Raw genomic sequence first — 21,577 nt, 5'->3', positions numbered from 1 at the left:
GTTGTAGCTGCCGTTACACATCGAAAGCCTGCCTCCTTCCAGGAGGCAGGCTTTCTTGTTTTCGCGTGATGACCGCGTGTAGATACGACCAAGGTCGAGTAGGGAAAGGTCCACTGAAAAATCGAATTGTGGGTCCAATCACCCTTTCACATACAGCATCTGGAATAGCCTCATTCGACACGCAGGGAATCGCATGACGCGGACGCGTCGAAAGGGGAAGAGGGCATGACCAGGGTGCTGGTAGTGGGCTCGGACACCCGTGAGGAGCAGACGCTTCTCGGGCGATTGAGGGAAATTGCAGGGTTGCCACCGGAAGGCCTGCAGCGTTGTGTGGATCTGGACCAGTGCGACCTGCTGCTGGTTCGTGACACCCCGGCGCTGCGCAGTGCCGCCCGGCACATGGCCAGCAAGCGGCCGGCGATGCGGCTCTGGCTGCACGATGATGCCGGCGCCGTGCACGACGGCCGCGACGCCGATACTCCGTACCTTGACCGCGCAGAGATTCAACGCGCGCTGGCGCCAACGCCAAGCGCGGTTGTCGATACCAGCACGGATGGCCTGTACCTGGCCAGCGGGGCCAAGCAGGTCACCCGCCTGCTGCGGCGGCGGCTGCAGGAAAAGCAGGGCCGCGCGATTCTCTCGCTGCAGGGCCAGCCACAGCTGCTGATCGATTTCGAACACGACCAGATGGTGCCGCTCTACCTGCACCCGGCCGACGGTCCAACGCTGGCGCAGCAACTGGGTGACGTGTTCGAGCTGCTGGCCTTGCAGGAAGTGTCGCAGGCACGTTTCGACGCGATGGCTGACAAGCTGTCGCGGCAACCATTGCGGCCACTGCTCTGGCAGATGGCGCAGTTCGGCGACAACTGGACCGACTTCGATCGGCGGTTGCAACAGCAGGCACAGGTGAGCCTGCTGCGCTGGCCGGATTTCCGTGTGCTGGCGCATCAGCACGATGGCTTCCGGCTGTGCTCGCTGCTGCTGAAGAAGCCCTGCAGCTTGACCGAGTGCACCCAGTTGCTGGATGTGGATATCAGTGCAGCCCGCGCCTTCATGCGCTCGGCCTACCTGTGTGGTTACGCCGAAGTGCGCGTGCCGGAGATTACCGCGGCGCCACCAGCTACACCCGCCAGGAACAGCGCCAGCGCCCTGCTGGCGCGGATGTGGCGCAGTGTGCGCCAACGCACAGGAACCCATGCATGATCGAACACAAGGTAGTGATCCTGGGGGCCATGGGGGCCGGCAAGTCGACCTTGGTGCGCGCGGTTGCTGGCGGCACCGTCATTGATACGGATGTGATCAATACCGATACCAGCTCATCCAAGCTCGCGACGACGGTGGCGATGGATTATGCCGACGTCAATCTTCCCAACGGTGATCGTCTGCGCCTGTATGGCACACCGGGGCAGGAACGTTTTTCCTTCATCTGGCCGGTGCTGCTGCAGGGTGCGCGTGGCGTGGTGATCCTGGCCGACGCATCCAGTCCGGACGTGGCGCAGGAGATGGAGCGCTACCTGCTGGCGCTGCGCGAACACGCGGGCACGGTGCCTGCGGTGATCGGTGTTTCAAAGTTCGATCTGATGCCGGACGTGCACCTGGATGCCTGCCTGTTGCAGGCGCAGAAGACCGCCGGCCGGCCGCTGCCGCTGGTGCCGTTCGATGCGCGCTCGGAGAATGCGGTGATGATGCTGATGGACGTCCTGATGAGCGAAGTCGAGGCTGCGGCCTTGGTGGGTGACCATGTCTGAGGCGAAAGGAATGGCCCTGTTGGAGGATTGGGAAATCAAGGCGATCGACATCCGGCTGCAGGAGTTCGCCGATTCGGTGGATGGCGTGCGCGCCGCGGTGGTCGCCAGTGTTGATGGCTTTGTTCTTGCGCAGGCGGCAACGCAGTCATCCAGCGGCGAGCGCTTGGCGGCGATGACCAGCGCCATGCTGGCCTTGGCTTCGGCAGTTGGGCGCGAACTGGCCTTGGGCACACTGGACGTACTGATGCTCCAGGCCAGCGAGGGCAAGGTGTTGATGCAGTCCATCCCGCTGCCGCGCGGCTCGTTGCTGTTGATGGCGGCCTGCGGACAGCGCAGTGTGATCGGGCATGTGCTGTGGAGCGCGCGCGAGTGTGGCCGCAAGATCCAGGCGGAGTTGTCTGCGGAGTGATCGGGCTGCAGGAGCTCTGGAGCCAAAGCCAAAGCCAAAGCCAAAGCCAAAGCACCCCTCCCCAACCGTCCCCTTTGCTACGCAAAAGGGAGGGGGCAAAGCAAGTGCTTGCGCGCAGCCTGCAGAAGGCGGCGATCCTCTCCCTCCCTTTTGCGTAGCAAAGGGGACGGTTGGGGAGGGGTGCTTTTGGCGCGGAGCCCGCGATCCAGGATCGGCACAAAATCAATGACCCAGCATCCAAGCCTGTTCCCAACCGCAGCCAGTGGCGTATGGTCAGTGCAACTCCCTGGTGTTCTCCCGCATGCGATTGCCCAGTATCCGCATTGAACCAGCACCTCAGCAGCGTCAGGCCATGCCGGTATGAATCAGTCGGCGCCAGACAATGCCTTGGCCGAACGCATTGCCAGCTGCATCGGACAGGGCTTCGAGGACTATCACCGCGACTTCGCCCGGATCAGCCAGCGCGCCCGCGAGCGCTTCCAGAACCGTGATTGGGCCGCTGCCAAGGCGGATGCAATCGCGCGCATCGAACTGTATGACGTCAGCGTGGCGCAGTGCCGCGCGCAGCTCGAGCAACTGCTGCCTGCCGCAATTGACGCCAAGCCACTTTGGCAGCAGATCAAGCGCGAATTCGCCGCGCTTATCGAAGGCCGCATCGACGGCGAGCTCTACAAGACCTTCTACAACACCCTGACCCGGCGCTTGTTCGCTACCCACGGGGTGGATGACAGCATCGAGTTCATGGCACTGGATATCGAACCCTCCGATGCCATCACCCATCCGGTAGCGCGACATGTCTATGCCGTCTCCGAGGCGCGTCCGGTCGAGGCGTTTTCGCGACTATTGGCCGATTACGCGTTCGAGTTGCCGTACTCGCACCAGCTGCGCTGCGCGGCGGCCATCGCGGTGCGTCTGCAAGATGATCTAGCGCATTGGGGGCCGTACCCGGTGCGTGCGATCGAGTTGTTGCAGACCGTGTTCTATCGCGAGCGCCGCGCCTATCTGGTCGGGCGAGTGTTTGGCGAGCACCGCTTCTCGCCATGCGTGATCGCGCTGGTCAACGATGGCAGCGGCATCCGCGTGGAAGCAGTGCTCAGCCGCCGTCGCGATGTGGCGCATCTGTTCGGCGTGTCACGCAGCTACTTCCAGGCCGATCTGCCGACCGTCGCCGATGCGGTGGTGTTCCTGCGCAGCATCTTGCCTGGCAAGCCGGTGGATGAAATCTATACCGTGCTGGGGCGTGCCAAACAGGGCAAGACCGAGCGTTACCGCACCTTCTTCAGCCATTTCCAGCAGCACGACAATGAGCAGCTGGTACACGCCGATGGCACCCCGGGCATGGTGATGACGGTATTCACCCTGCGCAGCTATCCGCTGGTATTCAAGCTGATACGTGATCGTTTTGCGTGGCCGAAGACGATGAGCCGGCAAGACGTGGAAGACAAGTACGCTCTGGTGTTCAACCTGGACCGCATTGGTCGATTGCTGGATGCACAGCCTTATCGCTACCTGCGCTTTCCCCTGCAGCGGTTCGCGCCCGCGCTGCTGCAGGAGCTGGTACAGGAATGCAGCCAGAGCGTGCGCATCGACGGTGATGAGGTCGAGATCGCGCTGTGCTACGTGCAGCGGCGGTTCCGGCCGTTGAATCTGTACCTGCGCGAGCAGGGTGCCGAGGCGGCGCGCGCTGCTGCGCTGGACTATGCGCAGGCGATCCGCGACATGGCGTGCAACAACATCTTCCCCGGTGACATGTTGCTGAAGAACTTCGGTGTGTCGCGCCATGGTCGTGCGGTGTTCTACGACTATGACGAACTGTGCCTGGTCAGCGAATGCAATTTCCGCGCATGGCCGAAGCCGCGCAGCGAAGAGGAGGCGATGGCGGCGGAGCCGTGGTTCCATGTTGCGGCGAATGATGTATTCCCGGAGCGCTTCGCGCTGTTCATGGGCTTGCCTGCCGCCCTGTTGGACGTTGTACGTGAAAAATACGCCGAGTTGTTCGAGCCGGAATGGTGGCAGGGCCTGCAGGCCGGCTTCTGCGAAGGACGCTACCCCGACACGCCGCCCTACCCAACGGCGCTGCGCTTGGCTTGATGCTTGTGGCGCAATTTCGGCTGCGCTCTAATCCGTGACTGGGACACAGGGAGAGGTGCGATGCGACACATGTTTGCAGCAGTGGCGTTGGGTGCGGTGCTGGTGATGGGGATGCCGGTGGTGGCCACCGCCGGAGGTGGCGGTATCAGTGCGGCGCGCCAGCGGATTGAAAGCAGCATGTTGGTACGCGGCGAGGTTGGCATTGAGACCGACGGCTCGGTGTTTGCCATAAAGCTGGAGAAAGAGGAGGCGCTGCCCACCGCCTTGGTCGACTTGGTGCGCAATACGGCATTGAGGTGGCGCTTCGAGCCTGTCCTCAAAGATGGCGTAGCGGTGCGCGCGCGTGCGCCCATGAGTCTGCGGGTGATCGCCCGCGAACTTGATCGTGGTCGCTATGAAATCCGCTTGGGCGGCATCAATTTCAACCGTCTTGATTCGGATAGCCTGGAGCGCATCACGATCATTGATTCGGTAGCCCCGCGTTATCCTCAGCAGGCAATGGCTGCCGGTGTGTCAGGCAGCGTATATCTGGTGCTCAAAGTAGGCATGGATGGCAAGGTGCAGGATGCGTTTGCCGAGCAGGTGAATCTTACAGTCCTCGGGAGGGAAAGTGAGCTGCGACGGAGCCGCGAGATGCTGGCGGCGAGCGCCCGTGATTGCGTCAAACAGTGGACTTTCCGCGTTCCCGCGCAGCCTCCGATGCCCGCGCAGCGCTATTGGAACGTGCGTGTGCCGGTAAGTTATTCACTGAACGACAATGTTCCTGAGGGGCGCGACGCGGGCCGTTGGGTGACCTATGTTCCGGGACCACGTGAACGTGCGCCTTGGCTCGATGCCGGCGAGCAGCTCGGGTTTTCACCGGATGCGCTGGCCGATGGCAGCGTCAACCTGGTGGACAACAACGGTCCGCGGCTGCTGACGCCACTGCAGGGCAGCTGATCCCCGATACGGAGGTAGTGCCGAGCCATGCTCGGCAGCGGCGTCACCGGCAATGCCCCAGCCGAGCATGGCTCGGCTCTACAGGGGGGGCGCAAGCCGCGAAGCCAGCATCGCTGGTCCAATCAACGCCCAACAAAAACCCCGCTTTCGCGGGGTTTTTGCCTGCTGCCAATTCCAACCGGAATCAGCGCTTCATCGAACCGAAGAACTCGTCGTTGGACTTGGTGTTCTTCATCTTGTCCAACAGGAACTCCATCGCGGCGATTTCGTCCATCGGATGCAGCAGCTTGCGCAGGATCCAGATCTTCTGCAGCAGCTCCGGTTCGATCAACAGGTCTTCGCGGCGGGTGCCGGAACGGTTGATGTCGATGGCCGGGTAGACGCGCTTCTCGGTGATGCGACGGTTCAAGTGCACTTCGCTGTTGCCGGTGCCCTTGAATTCTTCGTAGATCACTTCGTCCATCTTCGAGCCGGTTTCAACCAGCGCGGTGGCGATGATGGTCAGCGAGCCGCCTTCTTCAACGTTACGTGCAGCACCGAAGAAGCGCTTCGGGCGGTGCAGGGCGTTGGCGTCCACACCACCGGTCAGGACCTTGCCGGAGCTCGGTACGACGTTGTTGTAGGCGCGGGCCAGGCGGGTGATCGAGTCGAGCAGGATCACCACGTCCTTCTTGTGCTCGACCAGGCGTTTGGCACGCTCGATCACCATTTCGGCGACCTGCACGTGGCGCGCGGCCGGTTCGTCGAAGGTCGAGGAGACCACTTCGCCGCGCACGGTGCGCTGCATTTCGGTCACTTCTTCCGGGCGCTCATCCACCAGCAGCACGATCATGTGCACTTCCGGATGGTTGGTGGTGATGGCCGTGGCGATCTGCTGCATCATCATCGTCTTACCGGCTTTCGGCGGCGAGACGATCAGGGCGCGCTGGCCCTTGCCCTGCGGTGCCATCAGGTCGAGGATGCGACCGGTGATGTCTTCCGAGGAGCCGTTGCCGCGCTCAAGCGTGAAGCGCTTGCGCGGGAACAGCGGGGTCAGGTTTTCGAACAGCACCTTGTTCTTCGAGGCTTCGATCGGCTCACCGTTGATGGTGTCCACGATCGACAGCGCGAAGTAGCGCTCGCCGTCCTTCGGGAAGCGGATGCGGCCCGACAGGTGGTCACCGGTGCGCAGGTTGAAGCGACGGATCTGGCTGGGCGAGATATAGGTATCGTCCGGGCCGGCCAGGTAGCTGGCTTCGGCCGCACGCAGGAAGCCGAAGCCGTCCGGCAGGATTTCCAGCACGCCGTCGGCGGCAACGCCGTCGCCATGACGGGTCAGCACCTTGAGCAGGGCGAAGATCACGTCCTGCTTGCGGGCGCGGGCCACGCCTTCGGAGATCTGCAGCTGTTCGGCGATTTCCAGCAGCTTCTGTGCCGGCATCCGCTTCAGGTCGCTGAGCGAATAGACCGGGAAACCTTCCGGTACGCTCGGCATCTGGCGGGGGACAAAATTGTCGTTGCCGCCGTCGTTGCCCATGCCGTTGTCGTCACGCTGACGGTTGCGGTCACGGTCGCGACGGTTGCGGAAACGGTCGCGGCGGTTGCCCTGACCCTGGCCCTGACCCTGCTGATTCTGCTGGCCGTAGCGCTGCTGGTTGTTGTTGCCTTCGCCGTTGTCCTGGCCACCCTGCGAGGTGTTGTCGCCGGAGCTTGCTGCCGGGGCCTGGCCTTCATTGCTGGACGCCGCCGCGGCGGGTGCGGGAGGCGCAGCAACCGGTGCAGGTGCCGGAGCCGCAGCTACCGGAGCCGGAGCGGCCGGGGCGGCAGGCAACGGAAGAGCCGGCTGGGCGGGGGCAGAAGCACCGCTGTCGGCGCTTTCAACTGCTTTGGCAACACGCGGCTTGCGCACGCGCTTCTCGACAGGAGCATCGGTGCTCCCGGTTTCGGAAGGAGTGTTCTCGGACAAGTGCTTGATTCCTCTCGCTTGGATGTGCGAGCGCCCTGCGGGGCTGCGAAATGGTTGGGATGGTCCGGACGAGAACCCGTCCAGAGGGTGCGGCACGCGAATGCTGCCGGATGTAGCGACACTAACACCGCCAAGCGCGGCGGTGCAAGCGCCTGCAAAACCCTGTTGGGCCGCGGTCAGGCTGGCCCGGTGGCCGGCGGCAGGGGGCCGCCGGACCGTGCTGGATCAGACCAGCGCCTTGTCGATCATCTGGCTCAGCTGGCCCTTGCCGACTGCGCCGATCTGGGTGGCCTGGATCTGGCCATCCTTGAACAACAGCAGCATAGGGATCGAGCGCACGTGGTACTTGATCGCGGTGGCGCGGTTCTCGTCCACATTGACCTTGGCGATCTTCAGCTTGCCGTCATAGGCATCAGCCAGTTCGTCCAGGACCGGGGAAATCATCTTGCACGGGCCGCACCATTCAGCCCAGAAATCCACCAGGACCGGTTCGCTCGATTGCAGGACGGCGCTGTCGAAGTCGGCGTCGCCGACGTGTAAAACCTTATCGCTCACTTGGAGTCTCCTGGTGCAATGCGACTGCCCATGCCGGGTTGGCGGTCGCATTGCGGTAAACTGGGGCATTGCGCGGACAGTGGGCAGGGCCCAGGTGTCGCGCGACCCGGCGCAGGGGCCGCAGTGTGCGACGGTGCCCGAATCGATGCAAGCTGCCCGGCCACACTGACCGGCTGGCACTACAAAGACGAAATCAATGAGCGACAAACCGCTAACCGACGTGACATTTTCCTCCTTCGAGCTGCAGCCGGCCTTGCTGGCAGGTCTTGAAGGCGCGGGTTTCACCCGCTGCACCCCCATTCAGGCGCTGACCCTGCCGGTGGCTTTGCCGGGCGGCGACGTCGCCGGCCAGGCCCAGACCGGCACCGGCAAGACGCTGGCCTTCCTGGTCGCCGTCGCCAACCGCCTGCTGACCCGTCCGGCGCTGGCCGACCGCAAGCCGGAAGATCCGCGCGCGCTGATCCTGGCACCGACCCGCGAGCTGGCCATCCAGATCCACAAGGACGCGATGAAGTTCGCCGCCGACACCGGCCTGCGCTTCGCGCTGGTCTACGGTGGCGTGGACTATGACAAGCAGCGCGAGCTGCTGCAGCAGGGCGTGGACGTGATCATCGCCACCCCGGGCCGCCTGATCGACTACGTCAAGCAGCACAAGGTGGTTTCGCTGCATGCCTGCGAAATCTGCGTGCTGGACGAAGCCGACCGCATGTTCGACCTGGGCTTCATCAAGGACATCCGCTTCCTGCTGCGGCGCATGCCGGAGCGCACCACGCGCCAGACCCTGCTGTTCAGCGCCACCCTCAGCCACCGCGTGCTGGAGTTGGCCTATGAGCACATGAACGAGCCGCAGAAGCTGGTTGTGGAGACCGAAAGCATCACCGCCGACCGCGTCCGCCAGCGTATCTACTTCCCGGCCGACGAAGAAAAGCTGCCGCTGCTGATCGGCCTGCTGTCGCGCAGTGAAGGCGCCCGCACCATGGTGTTCGTCAACACCAAGGTGTTCGTCGAGCGTGTTGCACGCGCGCTGGAAAAGGCCGGCTACCGTGTTGGCGTGCTGTCCGGCGACGTGCCGCAGAAGAAGCGTGAGAGCCTGCTCAACCGGTTCCAGAAGGGCCAGCTGGAAATCCTGGTGGCCACCGATGTGGCCGCGCGCGGCCTGCACATCGATGGTATCAAGTACGTCTACAACTACGACCTGCCGTTCGACGCCGAAGACTACGTGCACCGCATCGGTCGCACCGCACGCCTGGGCGAAGAGGGCGATGCGATCAGCTTCGCCTGCGAGCGCTATGCGATGAGCCTGCCGGACATCGAGGCCTACATCGAGCAGAAGATCCCGGTCGAGTCGGTTACCGCCGAACTGATGACCGCGTTGCCGCGTCCCGAGCGCGCGCCGCTGCCGGAAGGCGAAGAAGGCGAGAGTGTTGGCGCCATCTTCCGCGAAGCCCGCGAGCAGAAGGCCGCTGACGAAGCCCGTCGTGGCGGCGGTCGCACTGGCAGCAAGCCTGGCGAGCGTCGTGGCGAGCGCAGTGGTGACGGCAAGCCGCGTGGCCCGCGCAAGCCGCGCGTCGAAGGCACCCCGGCCAATGCCGAAGGCACGCCCAAGCCGTCGCGTCCGGCCGCTGAAGGTGCGCCGAATGCCGCCAACAGCCCGGCAGTGGAAGGCGAGCGCGCACCGCGCAAGCGTCGCCGCCGTCGCCACGGTCGCCCGGTCGAGGGTGCCGAAGGTGCAACACCGGCAGTGGCCAGCAACAACGGTCCGGTGCAGGTACAGGCCAAGCCGATGCGTGCCGGCAACGACAGTGATTCGTTCCTGACCCGCCTGGGCCGCAAGATCCGCCGGATGTTGTCCGGCAGCTGATCGCCGCGAGCCTGTAGTGCCGAGCCATGCTCGGCAGAGGCTCTACCGGCAAGATCAAAGCGGTAGTGCCGAGCCATGCTCGGCAGAGGCATTACCGGTAAAACCCCATGCCGGCATGGCTCGGCACTACAGCTCCCTCCCTTTTGCGCAGCAAAGGGGAGGGTTGGGGAGGGGTAAGCTTTTTGCCGGTTGATGCAATCCCTGCTTCGCGGCTTACGCCGCTCCTACAAGCTTGATGGCCGGTAAAGCCCCTTGCCGAGCATGGCTCGGCACTACGCATGACCCACGTCACGTGACCGGCATCCCCCGCAGTCCGCCTGCGCTCCTGCATAATCAGCACGATGAGCGTTCTGCGTTTTGACAATGTCAGCAAACAGTATGCCGGTGGCCATCAGGCGCTGGTGGACGTCAGCTTCGAGGTGGCGGCCGGCGAAATGCTGTTCGTTACCGGGCACTCCGGTGCCGGCAAGAGCACCTTGCTCAAGCTGATCCATCTCAGCGAGCGGCCCAGCCGTGGCGCGGTGATCTTTGGCGAGCGCAACCTGCTCAAGGTGCGCGGCGGCAAGGTCGCCCTGCATAGGCGCGAGGTGGGCGCGGTCTACCAGGACCACCGCCTGCTGGTCGACCGCAGCATTGGCGAGAACGTTGCCCTGCCGCTGATCCTGCGCGGTGACCGCCGTGCCGATACCGGCAAGCGGGTGCGCTCGGTGCTGGAGCGGATGGGCCTTGGCCATCGCGAGAAGGCGCTGCCCAGCGAACTGTCGGCCGGTGAGCAGCAGCGCGTCGGCATCGCCCGCGCGATTGTCGCCGAGCCCAGGCTGCTGGTGGCCGACGAGCCCACCGGCAACCTCGACCCGACCCTGGCGGCGGAGATCATGACCTTGTTTGCCGAGCTGCCTGCGCGCGGCACCAGTGTGCTGGTGGTCAGCCATGACCTGGCCCTGCTCAAGCAGATGCGCAAGCGCGTGTTGATCCTCGACCACGGCCGTCTGGTCGATGACATCTCGCCGCAGGACCTGGCCGAATGACTACCAGCAACAACGTCGAGAAAACCGCTACCAATGCCAATACCAGCACGGCAGCGCCGTCGCGGCTGGCCACCTGGATCAACCACCATCTGCACAGTGTGGTCTTCAGTCTCGGCCGCGCAGTGCGCAGGCCGTGGGCTACCGCGCTGACGGTGGCAGTGATGGCGCTGGCCCTGGCACTGCCGTTGGGCCTGTCGATCGGCCTGGACAACCTCAAGCATTTCTCCGGCAGCGTGCAGCAGTCGCGCGATATCAACCTGTTCCTGAAGACTGACGTCGATGGCGCCGCGGCACAGGAACTGGCCAAGACCCTGCGCGCCCGCGCCGATGTCGGCCAGGTGCTGCTGCGTACGCCGGACGAAGGCCTGGCGGAGCTGCGCCAGAACGCCGGTCTGGGCGAAGCCATCGATGCGCTGGGTGAAAACCCGTTGCCAACGCTGCTGGTTGTTACTCCGGCCGATGGTGCCGATGCAGCCCTGGCCAAGTCGCTGGAAAGCCTGCCGCAGGCCGATCTGGTCCAGCACGATGCGCTGTGGCGGCAACGGCTGGATGGTTGGCTGGGTTTCGGCGCGCGTCTGGTGCAGGTGTTGTCGGTGCTGCTGGGCGTGGGTGCGGCGCTGGTGGTCGGCAATACCGTGCGCCTGGACATCCAGGCGCGGCGCGAGGAAATCGGCGTGCTGCAGTTGCTGGGTGCAAGCGACGGTTTCATCCGGCGCCCGTTCGTCTATCTGGGGGCGTGGTACGGGCTCGGTGCCGGTGCCGTGGCACTGGGCCTGATTGGCGTGTGCGGGCTGGCCCTGCGCGCGCCCTTGGCCAATCTGTCGCAGAGCTACGGCAGTCCTTTCATGTTGCATGGCCTGGATCTGCTGCATTCGGGCATGGTGCTGGTTGGCACCACGATCCTGGGTTGGTTGGGGGCATGGCTGGTGACTGGTCACTTCCTCAGGCAGACTCGCCCGACTGAAACCTGAGGCCCGCATGTCCACGCACGAGCTCAAGCATCTGATCAGCGACGCGCCGCGGGTAATGGTGGTCGATGGATCCAAACTGGTACGGCGCCTGATCAGTGACGTGCTCAAGCGCGAACTGCCAGATGTCGAGGTGGTTGGCTGCGCCAGCATCGCCGAGGCGCGCGAAGCGCTGGCCGCTGGTCCGGTGCATCTGGTCACTACTTCGCTGGCGCTGCCTGATGGTGATGGCCTGGCACTGGCACGCGGCGTGCGCGAAACCGCCGGGCAGGCCTATGTGCCGGTGATCGTGGTGTCCGGCGACGCCCAGCAGCATCTGGAGCAGCGCCGCTTCACCGAATACGTCACCGACTATTTCGACAAGGCGCTGGGCCATGAAGCCCTGGCGACTTTCATCCGTGGCTATGTGCAGCCCGAGCCTGTGGCCAATGCCACCGTGCTTTATGTCGAAGACAGCCGCGTGGTGGCCGAAGCCACCAAGCGCATGCTCGAGCGCCATGACCTGCACGTCGTGCACGTGCTCACCGCCGAGGATGCGTTCTCGCTGCTCACCGCCGAGTCGCTGGGCCGCACCACGCGGCAGGTGGACCTGGTGCTGACCGACGTCACCCTCAAGGGCGAGCTCAGCGGCCGCGATGTGGTCGAACGCATCCGCGTCGACTTCGCCTACGGCAAGCGCCGCCTGCCGGTGCTGGTGATGACCGGTGACAGCAACCCGCACAACCAGTCGGCGCTGCTGCAGTCCGGCGCCAATGACCTGGTGCAGAAACCCATTGAAGAACGTCTGCTGGTGACCAAGGTGTTGTTCCAGCTGCGGCTGGCGCGCATGGCACAGCCGGCGGTGGTGCTGTGAGCGAAGACGGCGCACAGATCCAGCTCGAGCCCAGCTGGAAGGCGCGCATCGGCGATTGGCTGCTGCGCCCGGAAATGCGCGAGCTGTCCGCCTTCCTGCGCAAGCGCAAGGCAGCCGGCGCCCACGTGTTCCCGCCCGGCCCGGAAATCTTCGCGGCCTTCAACGCCACGCCGTTCGAACAGGTCAAGGTGGTGGTGCTGGGTCAGGACCCGTACCACGGCTATGGCCAGGCGCATGGCCTGAGCTTCTCGGTGAAGCCGGGCGTGCCGGTGCCGCCGTCACTGCTCAACATCTATAAAGAGCTTGAAGCCGACCTGGCCATCCCGCGCCCGGACCACGGCTGCCTGCTGCCGTGGGCGCAGCAGGGCGTGCTGCTGCTCAATGCCGTGCTGACGGTGGAAGAGGGCAAGGCCGGCGCGCATCAGGGCCGCGGCTGGGAGGGTTTCACCGATCATGTGGTCGACGTGCTCAACCGCGAGCGCGAAGGCTTGGTGTTTCTGCTGTGGGGCGCCTACGCCCAGCAGAAGGGCAAGGTCATCGATACCCGCCGCCACCGTGTGTTCAAGGCGCCGCATCCCTCGCCGTTGTCGGCCCACCGTGGCTTCCTCGGTTGCCGGCATTTCTCGCAGGCCAATGACTATCTGGCCCGCAACGGTCAGGCCCGGATCGACTGGCGGCTGCCGGCGCTGGCTGACCTGCCGCCGGCCCCGGCTGATCGCTGAACTGATTTGATTCCTGTCATATCGCGGAGACCTTGGCTTTGCTACCTTGACGGGGTTGGGAATGCCGTCGTTGCTGTCGCCTATTCAGGTTTGACCTCGAGTTTGCGAACAAAAACAGAACGCTGGAACTTTTTCTGTACTGAGCAGTCCAATAGTTCGACTGCTAAGATGAGGTCCTATGAACCTGAACACCTCCACTGCCCTTGTGGCAAACAATCTCCCGATTCCCAGTGCGCTCGGTTCGCTGGACGCCTACATCGGTGCCGTGCACCAGATCCCGGTGCTGTCGGTCGATGAGGAACAGGACCTGGCCCGCCGCTTCCGTGACGAGCAGGACCTGCACGCCGCGCGTGAGCTGGTGCACTCGCACCTGCGTTTCGTCGTGCACGTGGCTCGCGGCTACAACGGCTACGGCCTGCAGCTGGGCGACCTGATCCAGGAAGGCAACATCGGCCTGATGAAGGCGGTCAAGCGCTTCGACCCGGACATGGGCGTGCGCCTGGTGTCCTTCGCAGTGCATTGGATCCGTGCCGAGATGCACGAGTTCATCCTCAAGAACTGGCGCATCGTCAAGGTCGCCACGACCAAGGCGCAGCGCAAGCTGTTCTTCAACCTGCGCAAGTCCAAGACCCGCCTGGGCTGGATGAACGCCGCCGAGGTCAGCGCCGTCGCCAAGGATCTGAACGTCTCCGAGCGTGAAGTGATGGAGATGGAATCGCGTCTGTCCGGTCGCGACATCGGTTTCGATGCGCCGTCGGATGAAGACGACGATCACGCGCCGCCGTCGCCGGCTGCGTATCTGGTCGCGCGCGATGAAGATCCGTCGCAGGCCTATGAGCGCGAGGACAGCGAAGACAACCAGCTGAGCCTGTTGCGCGAAGGTCTGGCCAAGCTCGACCAGCGTTCGCGCGACATTATCGCCCGCCGTTGGCTGGAAGCCGACAGCAAGGTGACGCTGCAGGAACTGGCAGATGAGTACGGCGTGTCTGCCGAGCGCATCCGCCAGATCGAAGCCAACGCGCTGAAGAAGATGAAGGCACTGTTCGCCGCCTGAGCAGGGCCGCAGCAATGACACGAAGGCCCGGGGAAACCCGGGCCTTTGTTTTGTAGTGCCGAGCCATGCTCGGCAGTGGCCTTACCAGCGCACCCTGTAGTGCCGAGCCATGCTCGGCAGAAGCTTCATGCACGGACCAACCGCCACCGGTAACGCCCCTGCCGAGCATGGCTCGGCACTACAAGGGATCTTTCCCGTGTAGATTCTGCATTCCTCTTGCAGATGGAGCTGGTGATGAAAGGGAACTGCCTGTGCGGTGCGGTCGAAGTGATCGCCAATGAGCATTCCGAAATAGGTCTATGCCATTGCAGCATGTGCCGGCGCTGGTCCGGTGGGCCGCTGTTCGCGGTGCATTGCGATGATCAGGTACAGGTCATCGGCAGCGCGCTGAAGACCTATCGATCCTCCGACTGGGCCGAGCGCGGCTTCTGCTCACACTGCGGCACGCATCTGTACTACCGGCTGGTGCCGGACGGCGAATACTTCGTCCCGGCAGGGCTGTTCCAGGAACAATCGTTCGAACTGGCCAGCCAGATCTTCATCGACGAAAAGCCGTCGTACTACGATCTGGCCAACCAGACGCCGACGCTGACCGGGCGCGAAGTATTCGAGCAGTTCGCCAGCGGCAACAGTTGATCGCCACTGGCGTCATGCCGATCAACCAGCAGGCTCCTTGCCATCGTCCTCGTCGGCATCGCCGAGGATGATGCGCGCACTGCGCTGGTAGCTCCAATAGGCCACCGCCCAGTTCAGCAGCACCACCAGCCGGTTGCGGAAACCGATCAGGAAGAACACGTGTGCGGCCAGCCAGAACCACCAGGCCAGCAAACCGGACAGTTGCAGCTTGCCGACATGCACGATGGCCGCCATGCGGCCGATGGTGGCGAGGTTGCCCTGGTCGTTGTAGCGGAATGGCGCCGGTGCCGGCTTGCCATCAAGACGCGCGCGGATCACCTGCGCCACGTACTTGCCCATCTGCTTGGCGGCAGGCGCCACGCCCGGCACCGGGCGGCCATTGGCCTGCATCAGCGCGACCAGATCGCCACCGGCGAAGATCTCCGGGTGGCCGGGAACGGTGAGGTCCGGTTCCACCTGTACACGGCCGGCGCGATCCAGTGGTACGTCCAGCGTGCGTGCCAGCGGTGAGGCGGCCACACCGGCTGCCCACACCACGGTGCGTGCGGGTACGTGGGTGTCGCCGAGTTGGAAGCCCTGCCCGTCGATATGGCTGACGGCGGTACCGGTAAGCACTTCCACACCCAGCTTTTCCAGCTGGCGGCGCGCCTTCAGTGACAGCACTTCCGGGAAGGAGGACAGCACCCGCGGTCCGGCTTCAACCAGGCGTACCTTGGCGTCGGCCGGATTGATATGGCGGAACTCGTTCTTCAGCGTGTGGCGCGCGATTTCGGCCAGCGTGCCGGCCAGCTCCACGCCGGTAGGGCCGCCGCCGACGATGGCGAAACTCAGCCATGCGGCGCGCTTGGCCGGGTCGGGTTCGGCCTCGGCGCGTTCGAACGCCAGCAGCAGCTTGCGGCGCAGGTAAAGCGCGTCGTCCAGGGTCTTCAGGCCGGGTGCATCGGCGGCCCATTCGTCGTGGCCGAAATAGGCATGGGTGGCGCCACTGGCAACCAGCAGCATGTCGTAGGCGATCTGGCTGCCATCGCCGAGTTGCACGTGCTTGGCGTGCTTGTCGATGGAGACCACTTCACCCAGCCGCACCTCGATGTTGCGCTGCCTGCCGAGGATGTGCCGCAGCGGCGCGGCGATATCCGGCGACGACAGGCCGGCGGTGGCGACCTGGTACAGCAGCGGCTGGAACAGATGGTGGTTGCGACGATCGACCAGGGTGATGCGCAAAGGTGCATCGGCCAGTGCTCGGCTGGCCCAGAGCCCGGCGAAACCTCCGCCGATGACGACAAGGTGCGGGTGTTGCGGCATGACGTACTCCGGTGTGGCCGGTGCACCGGCCGTGGGGGCGGGTTGTCAGCGCATATCATCGCATTGATGTGCTTTGAAACAGCGATGACCGATACTGGCGGTCAGCTTGCCGCCATGGAGTCAGCCCGTGTCTGAGCCCGAAAAGCGTATCGCGTTGTTGATCGACGCTGACAACGCGCCGTCATCGAAGATCGACGAGATTCTTGTGGAAGTGGCCGCCTTCGGCGTGGCCAACGTGCGCCGAGCCTATGGCGATTGGAAGAACCCGCGATTGAAGGGTTGGGAAAGCGTGTTGCATGAGTTCGCGATCCGGCCGATCCAGCAGTTCGCCTATTCCAAGGGCAAGAATGCCTCGGACATGGCGATGGTGGTGGACGCGATGGACCTGCTTTATGCGCGCAACCTGGACGGCTTTGCGATTGTCTCCAGTGATGCCGACTTCACCCCGCTGGTGATGCGCATCCTTACTGACGGTGTGAAGGTCTATGGCTTCGGTGAACAGAAGACGCCCTTGGCTTTCGTCAACGCCTGCTCAAAGTTCACTTATCTGGAAGCGCTGGGCAACGATGCGCCCGAAGTCATCGAGCAGGTGGCTGCCAGCAGTGCGCCGACTGCGACGACTGCAGCGGAAGTCGCGGAGCCACCGGCAGCGCCGATCAAGCCGCGCAGCACCAATGAACTGCGTGGTGACACGCGCCTGCTCAATCTATTGCGCGGCGCGGTGGATGCAGTGGCTGATGAGCAGGGCTGGGCCTTGCTCAGTGCCGTCGGTAACCAGATCGCCAACCGCGCCTCGTTCGATTCGCGCAATTATGGCTACCGCAAGTTGAGCGAGTTGATCGATGCCACCGGCCTGTTCGAGGTCAAGCGTGCCGGCAAGTCATCGGCGGTACGCGCGCTGCCACGCAAGGGAGCGCGCGATGAAAACTGAGTTGAAAGGAGTAGCGGAATGTTGAAGATATGGGGCCGGCGCAATTCCAGCAATGTGCGCAAGGTGCTGTGGTGTGCCGAGGAAATCGGCTTGCCGTATGAGTCCATCGAAGTGGGCGGCGCCTTTGGTGGCACGCAGACGGCCGAATACCGCGCGATGAATCCGAACGGTCTGGTGCCGGTGATCGAGGACCAAGGCCTGCCGGTCTGGGAGTCCAACGCCATCGTGCGCTATCTGTCTGCACGTTATGCGCTGGACGTGCTGTATCCGTCCGATCCGGTTGAGCGGGCGCGCAGCGAGCAATGGATGGATTGGACCACGTCGAGTTTCGCGGTGGCGTTCCGTGATCTGTTCTGGGGTGTGGTACGTACTGCGCCGGCGGATCGCGATGAGGCGCGGATTGCGGCGGCGTTGTTGCGTTGTGGGGAGTTGTTGGCGCTGGTTGATGCGGCGTTGGAAAAGCAGCCTTGGTTGTCCGGTGAGCGTTTTGCGATGGGCGATATTCCGCTGGGTTCCTTCATCTATGCCTGGTTTGAAATGCCGATCCAGCGACCGGAGCTGCCGCATCTGGCAGCGTGGTATGCGCGGCTGCAGCAGCGGCCGGCTTATCGGACAGGGGTCATGACGGCGTTGACGTGAGTTATAGGGATGCGCGATTGCCAGCCCTTCTTCCGCATGCCGGGTTGCTAGCCCCTCTCCCGCATGCCGGATTGCTAGCCCCTCTCCCGCATGCGGGAGAGGGGTTGGGGTGAGGGGAGCTTTTGACTTTTACCTAGGGGCTTCTTTACCAGGAAGTGCGGTAGGAAAAGCCAAAAAAACAGAAGCAGAAGCAGAAGCCCCCCATCCGCCCTGCGGGCACCTTCCCCCGCAGGCGGGAGAAGGGATGCGATCTTCGGTGTGGTTCTACAGTAGTTCCAGCCAAAGCAGCAGCAAAAGAAAAAGCAAAAGCAAAAGCAACAGCAACAGCAACAGCAACAGCAACAGCAACAGCGCCCCCATCCGCCCCTCGCGTTCGCTGGGGCAGGCTCTTCGGGCACCTTCCCCCGCAGGCGGGAGAAGGGAAAGCAGTTTCCGTCCAGCTTCAATAAAAAAGCCGGGCTGTTACCAGCGCGGCTTTTCATTACCCGCGTGCACCAGACACGCTTACAACAGTCTTAGAACTTCCAGTTCACGCCGAAGTAGACAACACGGCCGGCGTAACCGTTGGAGTAGAAACGGGCCTTGGTGTCGTTGCCCAGATGGGTGCGCGTCTCTTCCTTGGTCAGGTTCAATACCGATGCCGTCAGGCTCAGCGCCGGGGTGACGTTGTAGGCGGCGTTCAGATCGATCTGCTGGTAGGGCTCCTGGTAGAGGTTCAGGCCGCTGACCAGGCCCTGCACCACTTCGCCACGACGGTTCCACGAGGCACGCAGCAACAGCTTCTCGACTTCATAGAACACGGTGAAGTTGGCCTGGTTCTCGGCGCTGCCAACCAGCGGTGACTTGCCGATCTGGGTGCCGTCTTCCAGGGTGATCGCCGCTTCGTTGGTGTCGTTCCAAGTGTAGTTCGCCTGGAAGCCCAGGCCGAAATCCAGCGTGTGCTGGGCGTAGAACTCCAGGCCCTGCGACACTGCATCACGACCACCGGCGGTGGTGGAGTAGTTCTGCACGACAACGGTCTGTCCGCCGATGTTCTGGGTGACGTCCTGCACCACCGGCACCGAGAAGTTGCTGACGTCCTTGCGGAACAGGCCCAGGCCCAACACCGAGCCGGGCTGGAAGTACCACTCCACGCCGATGTCGTACTGGGTGGCCTTGTAGGCTTCCAGGTTCTTGTTGCTGCCTGAGCCGTACCAGCCCTGCTCACTGGCACCACCGGTGAGGCGGCGATCGTTGACGTATTCGGGGCTGAAGTATTCCAGGCTGCCCGGTGCGGCGATGTTGCTGTAGCTCGGGCGCGAGATCACCTTGGAGGCGGCTGCGCGCAGCAGCAGGTTGTCGGTCAGGTCATAGGCCAGGTTGAAGCTGGGCAGCACGTCGGTGTAGTTGCGGTCCAGGGCGCTGACCGCGAACGACTCTTCGCGCTGCTGGTCGTCCGAGAGCCGCCAGTACCCTTCGGTGCCGCAATAGGTATCGGCGGGTGCGCCACCAGGTACCGTCGCGCCGGCCTGGCAGGCCAGCGGGTTGCCGTTGGCGTCATCGTAGAAGTAGTCGTTGTACGAGGTCACCTTGTCGGTGGAATCGGCGTGCTGGCGGGTACTGACCACGCGCACGCCGACGTTGCCGCGCAGACGCTCGGTGCGGAAGTTGGCCTGCAGGTAGGTGGAGTAGATCTTCTCGTCCACGTTGTAGACGAAGTTGTCCTCGTTGCGGGTCTGCATCGGCCCGTAGGTCTTGTTGAGGTACGAGATGTAGGCCGGGTAGTTGATGGCCGGGAACGCGCTGGCATTGATGCCGCCGGCCAAGTTGCCCATGCCGTACACGAATTCCGGCGAGAACTGCTGGGCGATGTCGTTGCAGCGGCCGTTCCAGTAGCGGTTGCCGTAGTCGCTCGGGTCGGTGCCAGGGCAGGCCCAGTAGCTGTTGCCGGTGCTGCGGTGGATGCCACCGTCACGGTACTTGACGCCGAACTGCAGCGATTCCAGGAAGCCGGAGTCGTTGTGCCAGGTGGTATCGATCTGGGCGAACTTCTGCTGGTTGGTATTGCGGGTCCAGGACGAGCCGGTGGAGCCCAGGTCAACCTGCAGGATGCCGTTCTTCAGGTTCTGCATCAGTTCCGGCGAGAACGCCATCGACGGCGTGCCGGTCAGGCTCCAGGAGCTGGCCAGGTTGCCCAGGTTCCAGCTGCCGTCCGCATTCTGGCTGCGCGGCTTGAGCGGCACCGAGAACTGCAGCGACGGGCCGCCCTCGGCCCAGGTGCGCCCGCCCTTGAAAGCGATGTCGACCGACTCACCGATCCATTCGGCGGAGAAATCGACGGTCTGCGACAGCGCCTCTTCGATGTTGTAGCTGCCGGTGATCTGCGGGGTCGGCACGGTGCAGTCGTCCGAGCCCCAGCCACCCGGCAGACGGCCCGCCTCGATCTCTTCCTTCGTCGGCTCCTTGCAGTAGTACGTTTTGCCGGGGTGCTTGCTGTAGTCGGCACCGGTGACGATGGTGCCACTCGGGTCCATGGTCAGCCCGTCGAGCAGGCGCCCGCCGGCCCAGTTGCCGTCGCCCCAATAGCGGGCGATGTTCCATTCCGGCACCTTGATGGTGTGGGTCTGGGAGTTCTGCGACAGGTCGAAGCGGAAGTAGTTCGCGGTCAGGGTGAGGTTGTCCACCGGCTTGAACTGCAGGGTGATCTGGCCGCCCTTGCGCTCGCGTTCCTCGTCCTTGACGTCGAGGTTCACCGAGGTCGGCATCATGAAGCCGGTGTAGTACTTGCCGTTCTGGTCGTAGAAGCCGGTACCGCCCCACCAGTTGGAGTTGAAGTCTGAGGGGTTGCCGTTGACGTCAACCGCGGTGCCACCTTCGTCGCGGCCGTACCAAGACCAGCCTTCGGTGCTGGCGCCCATGGTGCGGGTGGTGCGCTTCTGGTCGGTGTAACCGACGAACACGCCGAAGCGGTCGTCCTTGTCGTGCCATGAATACGAGGCCGAGAGCTGGCCGTCGGTCTTCTTGGTGGTGTCGGCCCAGGTGCCTTCGACGGAGACGAAGCCGGTGTTGGATTCCATGTCCAGCGGACGGCGCGTGTGCAGGATCACCGTGCCGCCGATGCCGCCTTCGTCGATGCGTGCTTCCGGCGACTTGAACAGCTCGGCGCTGCCCAGCATGTTCGACGGCAGCAGGGTGTAGTTGAACGAACGGGTCGGGTCGCCGTTGGATTCGGCGGTGGCCACGTAGTTGCCGTTCAACTCGGTCAGGGTCAACTCCGAGGACAGGCCGCGCACGCTGACGTTCTTACCTTCGCCGCCGTCGCGGGTGACGATCACGCCCGGCACGCGCTGCAGCGCATCGGCCACGTTCTTGTCGGGGAACTTGCCGACGTCTTCTGCGGTGATCACCTCGACCACGGCATTGGCGTCACGCTTCTGCTCAAGGCTCTTTTCGATGGCGTAGCGGTAACCGGTGACAGTCACGCTGTCGAGCGTGGTGGCGTCGGGGCTGGTGTTGGTGCTGGCCTGTTGTGCGAACGCGGCGCCGGGAACGGCGGCAACGGCGAACAAGGCGAAGGCAATGGCGGCGGACAATGTGTCACGGCCGTGCTTGCGTGTGATCTGTTTCATTTCTCTCCCTCTCCTGGATTGAATCGTTAACTGTCACGTTGACTTGTATCGATCTAAAAACGGGTGAAACCGGGGCCTTGTTGCGTTCGCTCAACGACTGTTTTGGCGCTCGAGCAGGGTTCCGTTGCCGGGATCGTGGGGGTGTCGATTTGGATCGATCTAAACGATTGGCGCGCATTTTTTAGCACAGCCAAAGGTTTGACGCATGTTGCTTCGCAATATGGCCTTGCTCCCTCCCTTTGGCTGGAGGCCAAGGGGAGGGCTCGGGAGGGGTTGGCTTTTGAAGCT

Annotated in this window: 18 protein-coding genes; 14 read left to right on the top strand and 4 right to left on the bottom strand. The window is 63.7% G+C overall.

Annotated elements, in window-relative coordinates; all coding sequences use genetic code 11:
* The first annotated feature begins 225 nt into the window (after window positions 1-225).
* The 5 genes from Q5Z11_RS18820 (at window position 226) to Q5Z11_RS18800 (ending at window position 5,187) form a co-directional block, all read left to right on the top strand.
* Entirely contained in the window at window positions 226-1,203 is a 978-nt protein-coding gene (locus Q5Z11_RS18820) for a hypothetical protein (protein WP_303747808.1), read from the top strand.
* Entirely contained in the window at window positions 1,200-1,748 is a 549-nt protein-coding gene (locus Q5Z11_RS18815) for a GTP-binding protein (RefSeq protein ID WP_303747807.1), read from the top strand. Before Q5Z11_RS18820 ends, Q5Z11_RS18815 begins: the two co-directional genes overlap by 4 nt.
* Window positions 1,741-2,157, top strand: a complete 417-nt coding sequence (locus tag Q5Z11_RS18810; RefSeq protein ID WP_303747806.1) for a roadblock/LC7 domain-containing protein — start codon at window positions 1,741-1,743, stop codon at window positions 2,155-2,157. The genes Q5Z11_RS18815 and Q5Z11_RS18810 overlap by 8 nt, the downstream gene beginning before the upstream one ends.
* 360 nt (window positions 2,158-2,517) lie before the next feature.
* Window positions 2,518-4,248, top strand: coding sequence for a bifunctional isocitrate dehydrogenase kinase/phosphatase (gene aceK, locus Q5Z11_RS18805; RefSeq protein ID WP_303747805.1), 1,731 nt, complete (start codon window positions 2,518-2,520; stop codon window positions 4,246-4,248).
* An 87-nt stretch (window positions 4,249-4,335) separates the two neighbouring features.
* Window positions 4,336-5,187, top strand: a complete 852-nt coding sequence (locus Q5Z11_RS18800) for a TonB C-terminal domain-containing protein (RefSeq protein ID WP_303747804.1) — start codon at window positions 4,336-4,338, stop codon at window positions 5,185-5,187.
* 184 nt (window positions 5,188-5,371) lie between these two features.
* On the opposite strand, the gene rho is transcribed toward Q5Z11_RS18800, so the two are convergent.
* A complete protein-coding gene (gene rho / locus Q5Z11_RS18795; RefSeq protein ID WP_303747803.1) occupies window positions 5,372-7,132 on the bottom strand; it encodes a transcription termination factor Rho in 1,761 nt (586 codons plus the stop codon).
* A gap of 225 nt (window positions 7,133-7,357) precedes the next feature.
* Entirely contained in the window at window positions 7,358-7,687 is a 330-nt protein-coding gene (gene trxA / locus Q5Z11_RS18790; RefSeq protein WP_057628040.1) for a thioredoxin TrxA, read from the bottom strand.
* Between the two features lie 196 nt (window positions 7,688-7,883).
* Between trxA and rhlB the strand changes: the two genes are divergently transcribed.
* The 7 genes from rhlB (at window position 7,884) to Q5Z11_RS18755 (ending at window position 14,809) form a co-directional block, all read left to right on the top strand.
* On the top strand, window positions 7,884-9,548 hold the full coding sequence (gene rhlB, locus Q5Z11_RS18785; RefSeq protein WP_303747802.1) for an ATP-dependent RNA helicase RhlB: 1,665 nt from the start codon (window positions 7,884-7,886) through the stop codon (window positions 9,546-9,548).
* A gap of 341 nt (window positions 9,549-9,889) precedes the next feature.
* Window positions 9,890-10,576 carry a cell division ATP-binding protein FtsE gene (gene ftsE, locus Q5Z11_RS18780; RefSeq protein WP_303747801.1) on the top strand — a complete coding sequence of 229 codons (687 nt, stop codon included), beginning with the start codon at window positions 9,890-9,892 and terminating at the stop codon, window positions 10,574-10,576.
* The gene (gene ftsX, locus Q5Z11_RS18775) at window positions 10,573-11,547 is read left to right on the top strand and encodes a permease-like cell division protein FtsX (RefSeq protein ID WP_303747800.1); all 975 of its coding nucleotides are present in this window, start codon (window positions 10,573-10,575) and stop codon (window positions 11,545-11,547) included. The genes ftsE and ftsX overlap by 4 nt, the downstream gene beginning before the upstream one ends.
* A gap of 7 nt (window positions 11,548-11,554) precedes the next feature.
* Complete coding sequence (locus tag Q5Z11_RS18770; RefSeq protein WP_282272954.1) at window positions 11,555-12,397, top strand: response regulator; 843 nt, start codon at window positions 11,555-11,557, stop codon at window positions 12,395-12,397.
* Window positions 12,394-13,119, top strand: coding sequence for a uracil-DNA glycosylase (gene ung / locus Q5Z11_RS18765; protein WP_303747799.1), 726 nt, complete (start codon window positions 12,394-12,396; stop codon window positions 13,117-13,119). Before Q5Z11_RS18770 ends, ung begins: the two co-directional genes overlap by 4 nt.
* 178 nt (window positions 13,120-13,297) lie before the next feature.
* Entirely contained in the window at window positions 13,298-14,173 is an 876-nt protein-coding gene (gene rpoH, locus Q5Z11_RS18760) for an RNA polymerase sigma factor RpoH (protein ID WP_303747798.1), read from the top strand.
* A 234-nt stretch (window positions 14,174-14,407) separates the two neighbouring features.
* Window positions 14,408-14,809 carry a GFA family protein gene (locus Q5Z11_RS18755; protein ID WP_303747797.1) on the top strand — a complete coding sequence of 134 codons (402 nt, stop codon included), beginning with the start codon at window positions 14,408-14,410 and terminating at the stop codon, window positions 14,807-14,809.
* A gap of 21 nt (window positions 14,810-14,830) precedes the next feature.
* On the opposite strand, the gene Q5Z11_RS18750 is transcribed toward Q5Z11_RS18755, so the two are convergent.
* The gene (locus Q5Z11_RS18750; RefSeq protein WP_303747796.1) at window positions 14,831-16,111 is read right to left on the bottom strand and encodes an NAD(P)/FAD-dependent oxidoreductase; all 1,281 of its coding nucleotides are present in this window, start codon (window positions 16,109-16,111) and stop codon (window positions 14,831-14,833) included.
* A 127-nt stretch (window positions 16,112-16,238) separates the two neighbouring features.
* Between Q5Z11_RS18750 and Q5Z11_RS18745 the strand changes: the two genes are divergently transcribed.
* Window positions 16,239-17,042 (top strand): NYN domain-containing protein, encoded by an 804-nt coding sequence (locus Q5Z11_RS18745; RefSeq protein ID WP_303747795.1) that lies wholly within the window; start codon window positions 16,239-16,241, stop codon window positions 17,040-17,042.
* Window positions 17,043-17,060: 18 nt separating this feature from the next.
* Window positions 17,061-17,681, top strand: a complete 621-nt coding sequence (locus Q5Z11_RS18740; RefSeq protein ID WP_303747794.1) for a glutathione S-transferase family protein — start codon at window positions 17,061-17,063, stop codon at window positions 17,679-17,681.
* A 515-nt stretch (window positions 17,682-18,196) separates the two neighbouring features.
* Here Q5Z11_RS18740 and Q5Z11_RS18735 read toward each other — a convergent pair.
* Window positions 18,197-21,289, bottom strand: a complete 3,093-nt coding sequence (locus Q5Z11_RS18735) for a TonB-dependent receptor (protein ID WP_303747793.1) — start codon at window positions 21,287-21,289, stop codon at window positions 18,197-18,199.
* Between the last annotated feature and the right edge of the window lie 288 nt (window positions 21,290-21,577).

Source organism: Stenotrophomonas sp. 610A2, assembly GCF_030549615.1.
In the GTDB taxonomy this organism is placed as follows: Bacteria; Pseudomonadota; Gammaproteobacteria; order Xanthomonadales; family Xanthomonadaceae; genus Stenotrophomonas; species Stenotrophomonas pigmentata.
This window is presented reverse-complemented; position numbering and strand designations above follow the sequence as displayed.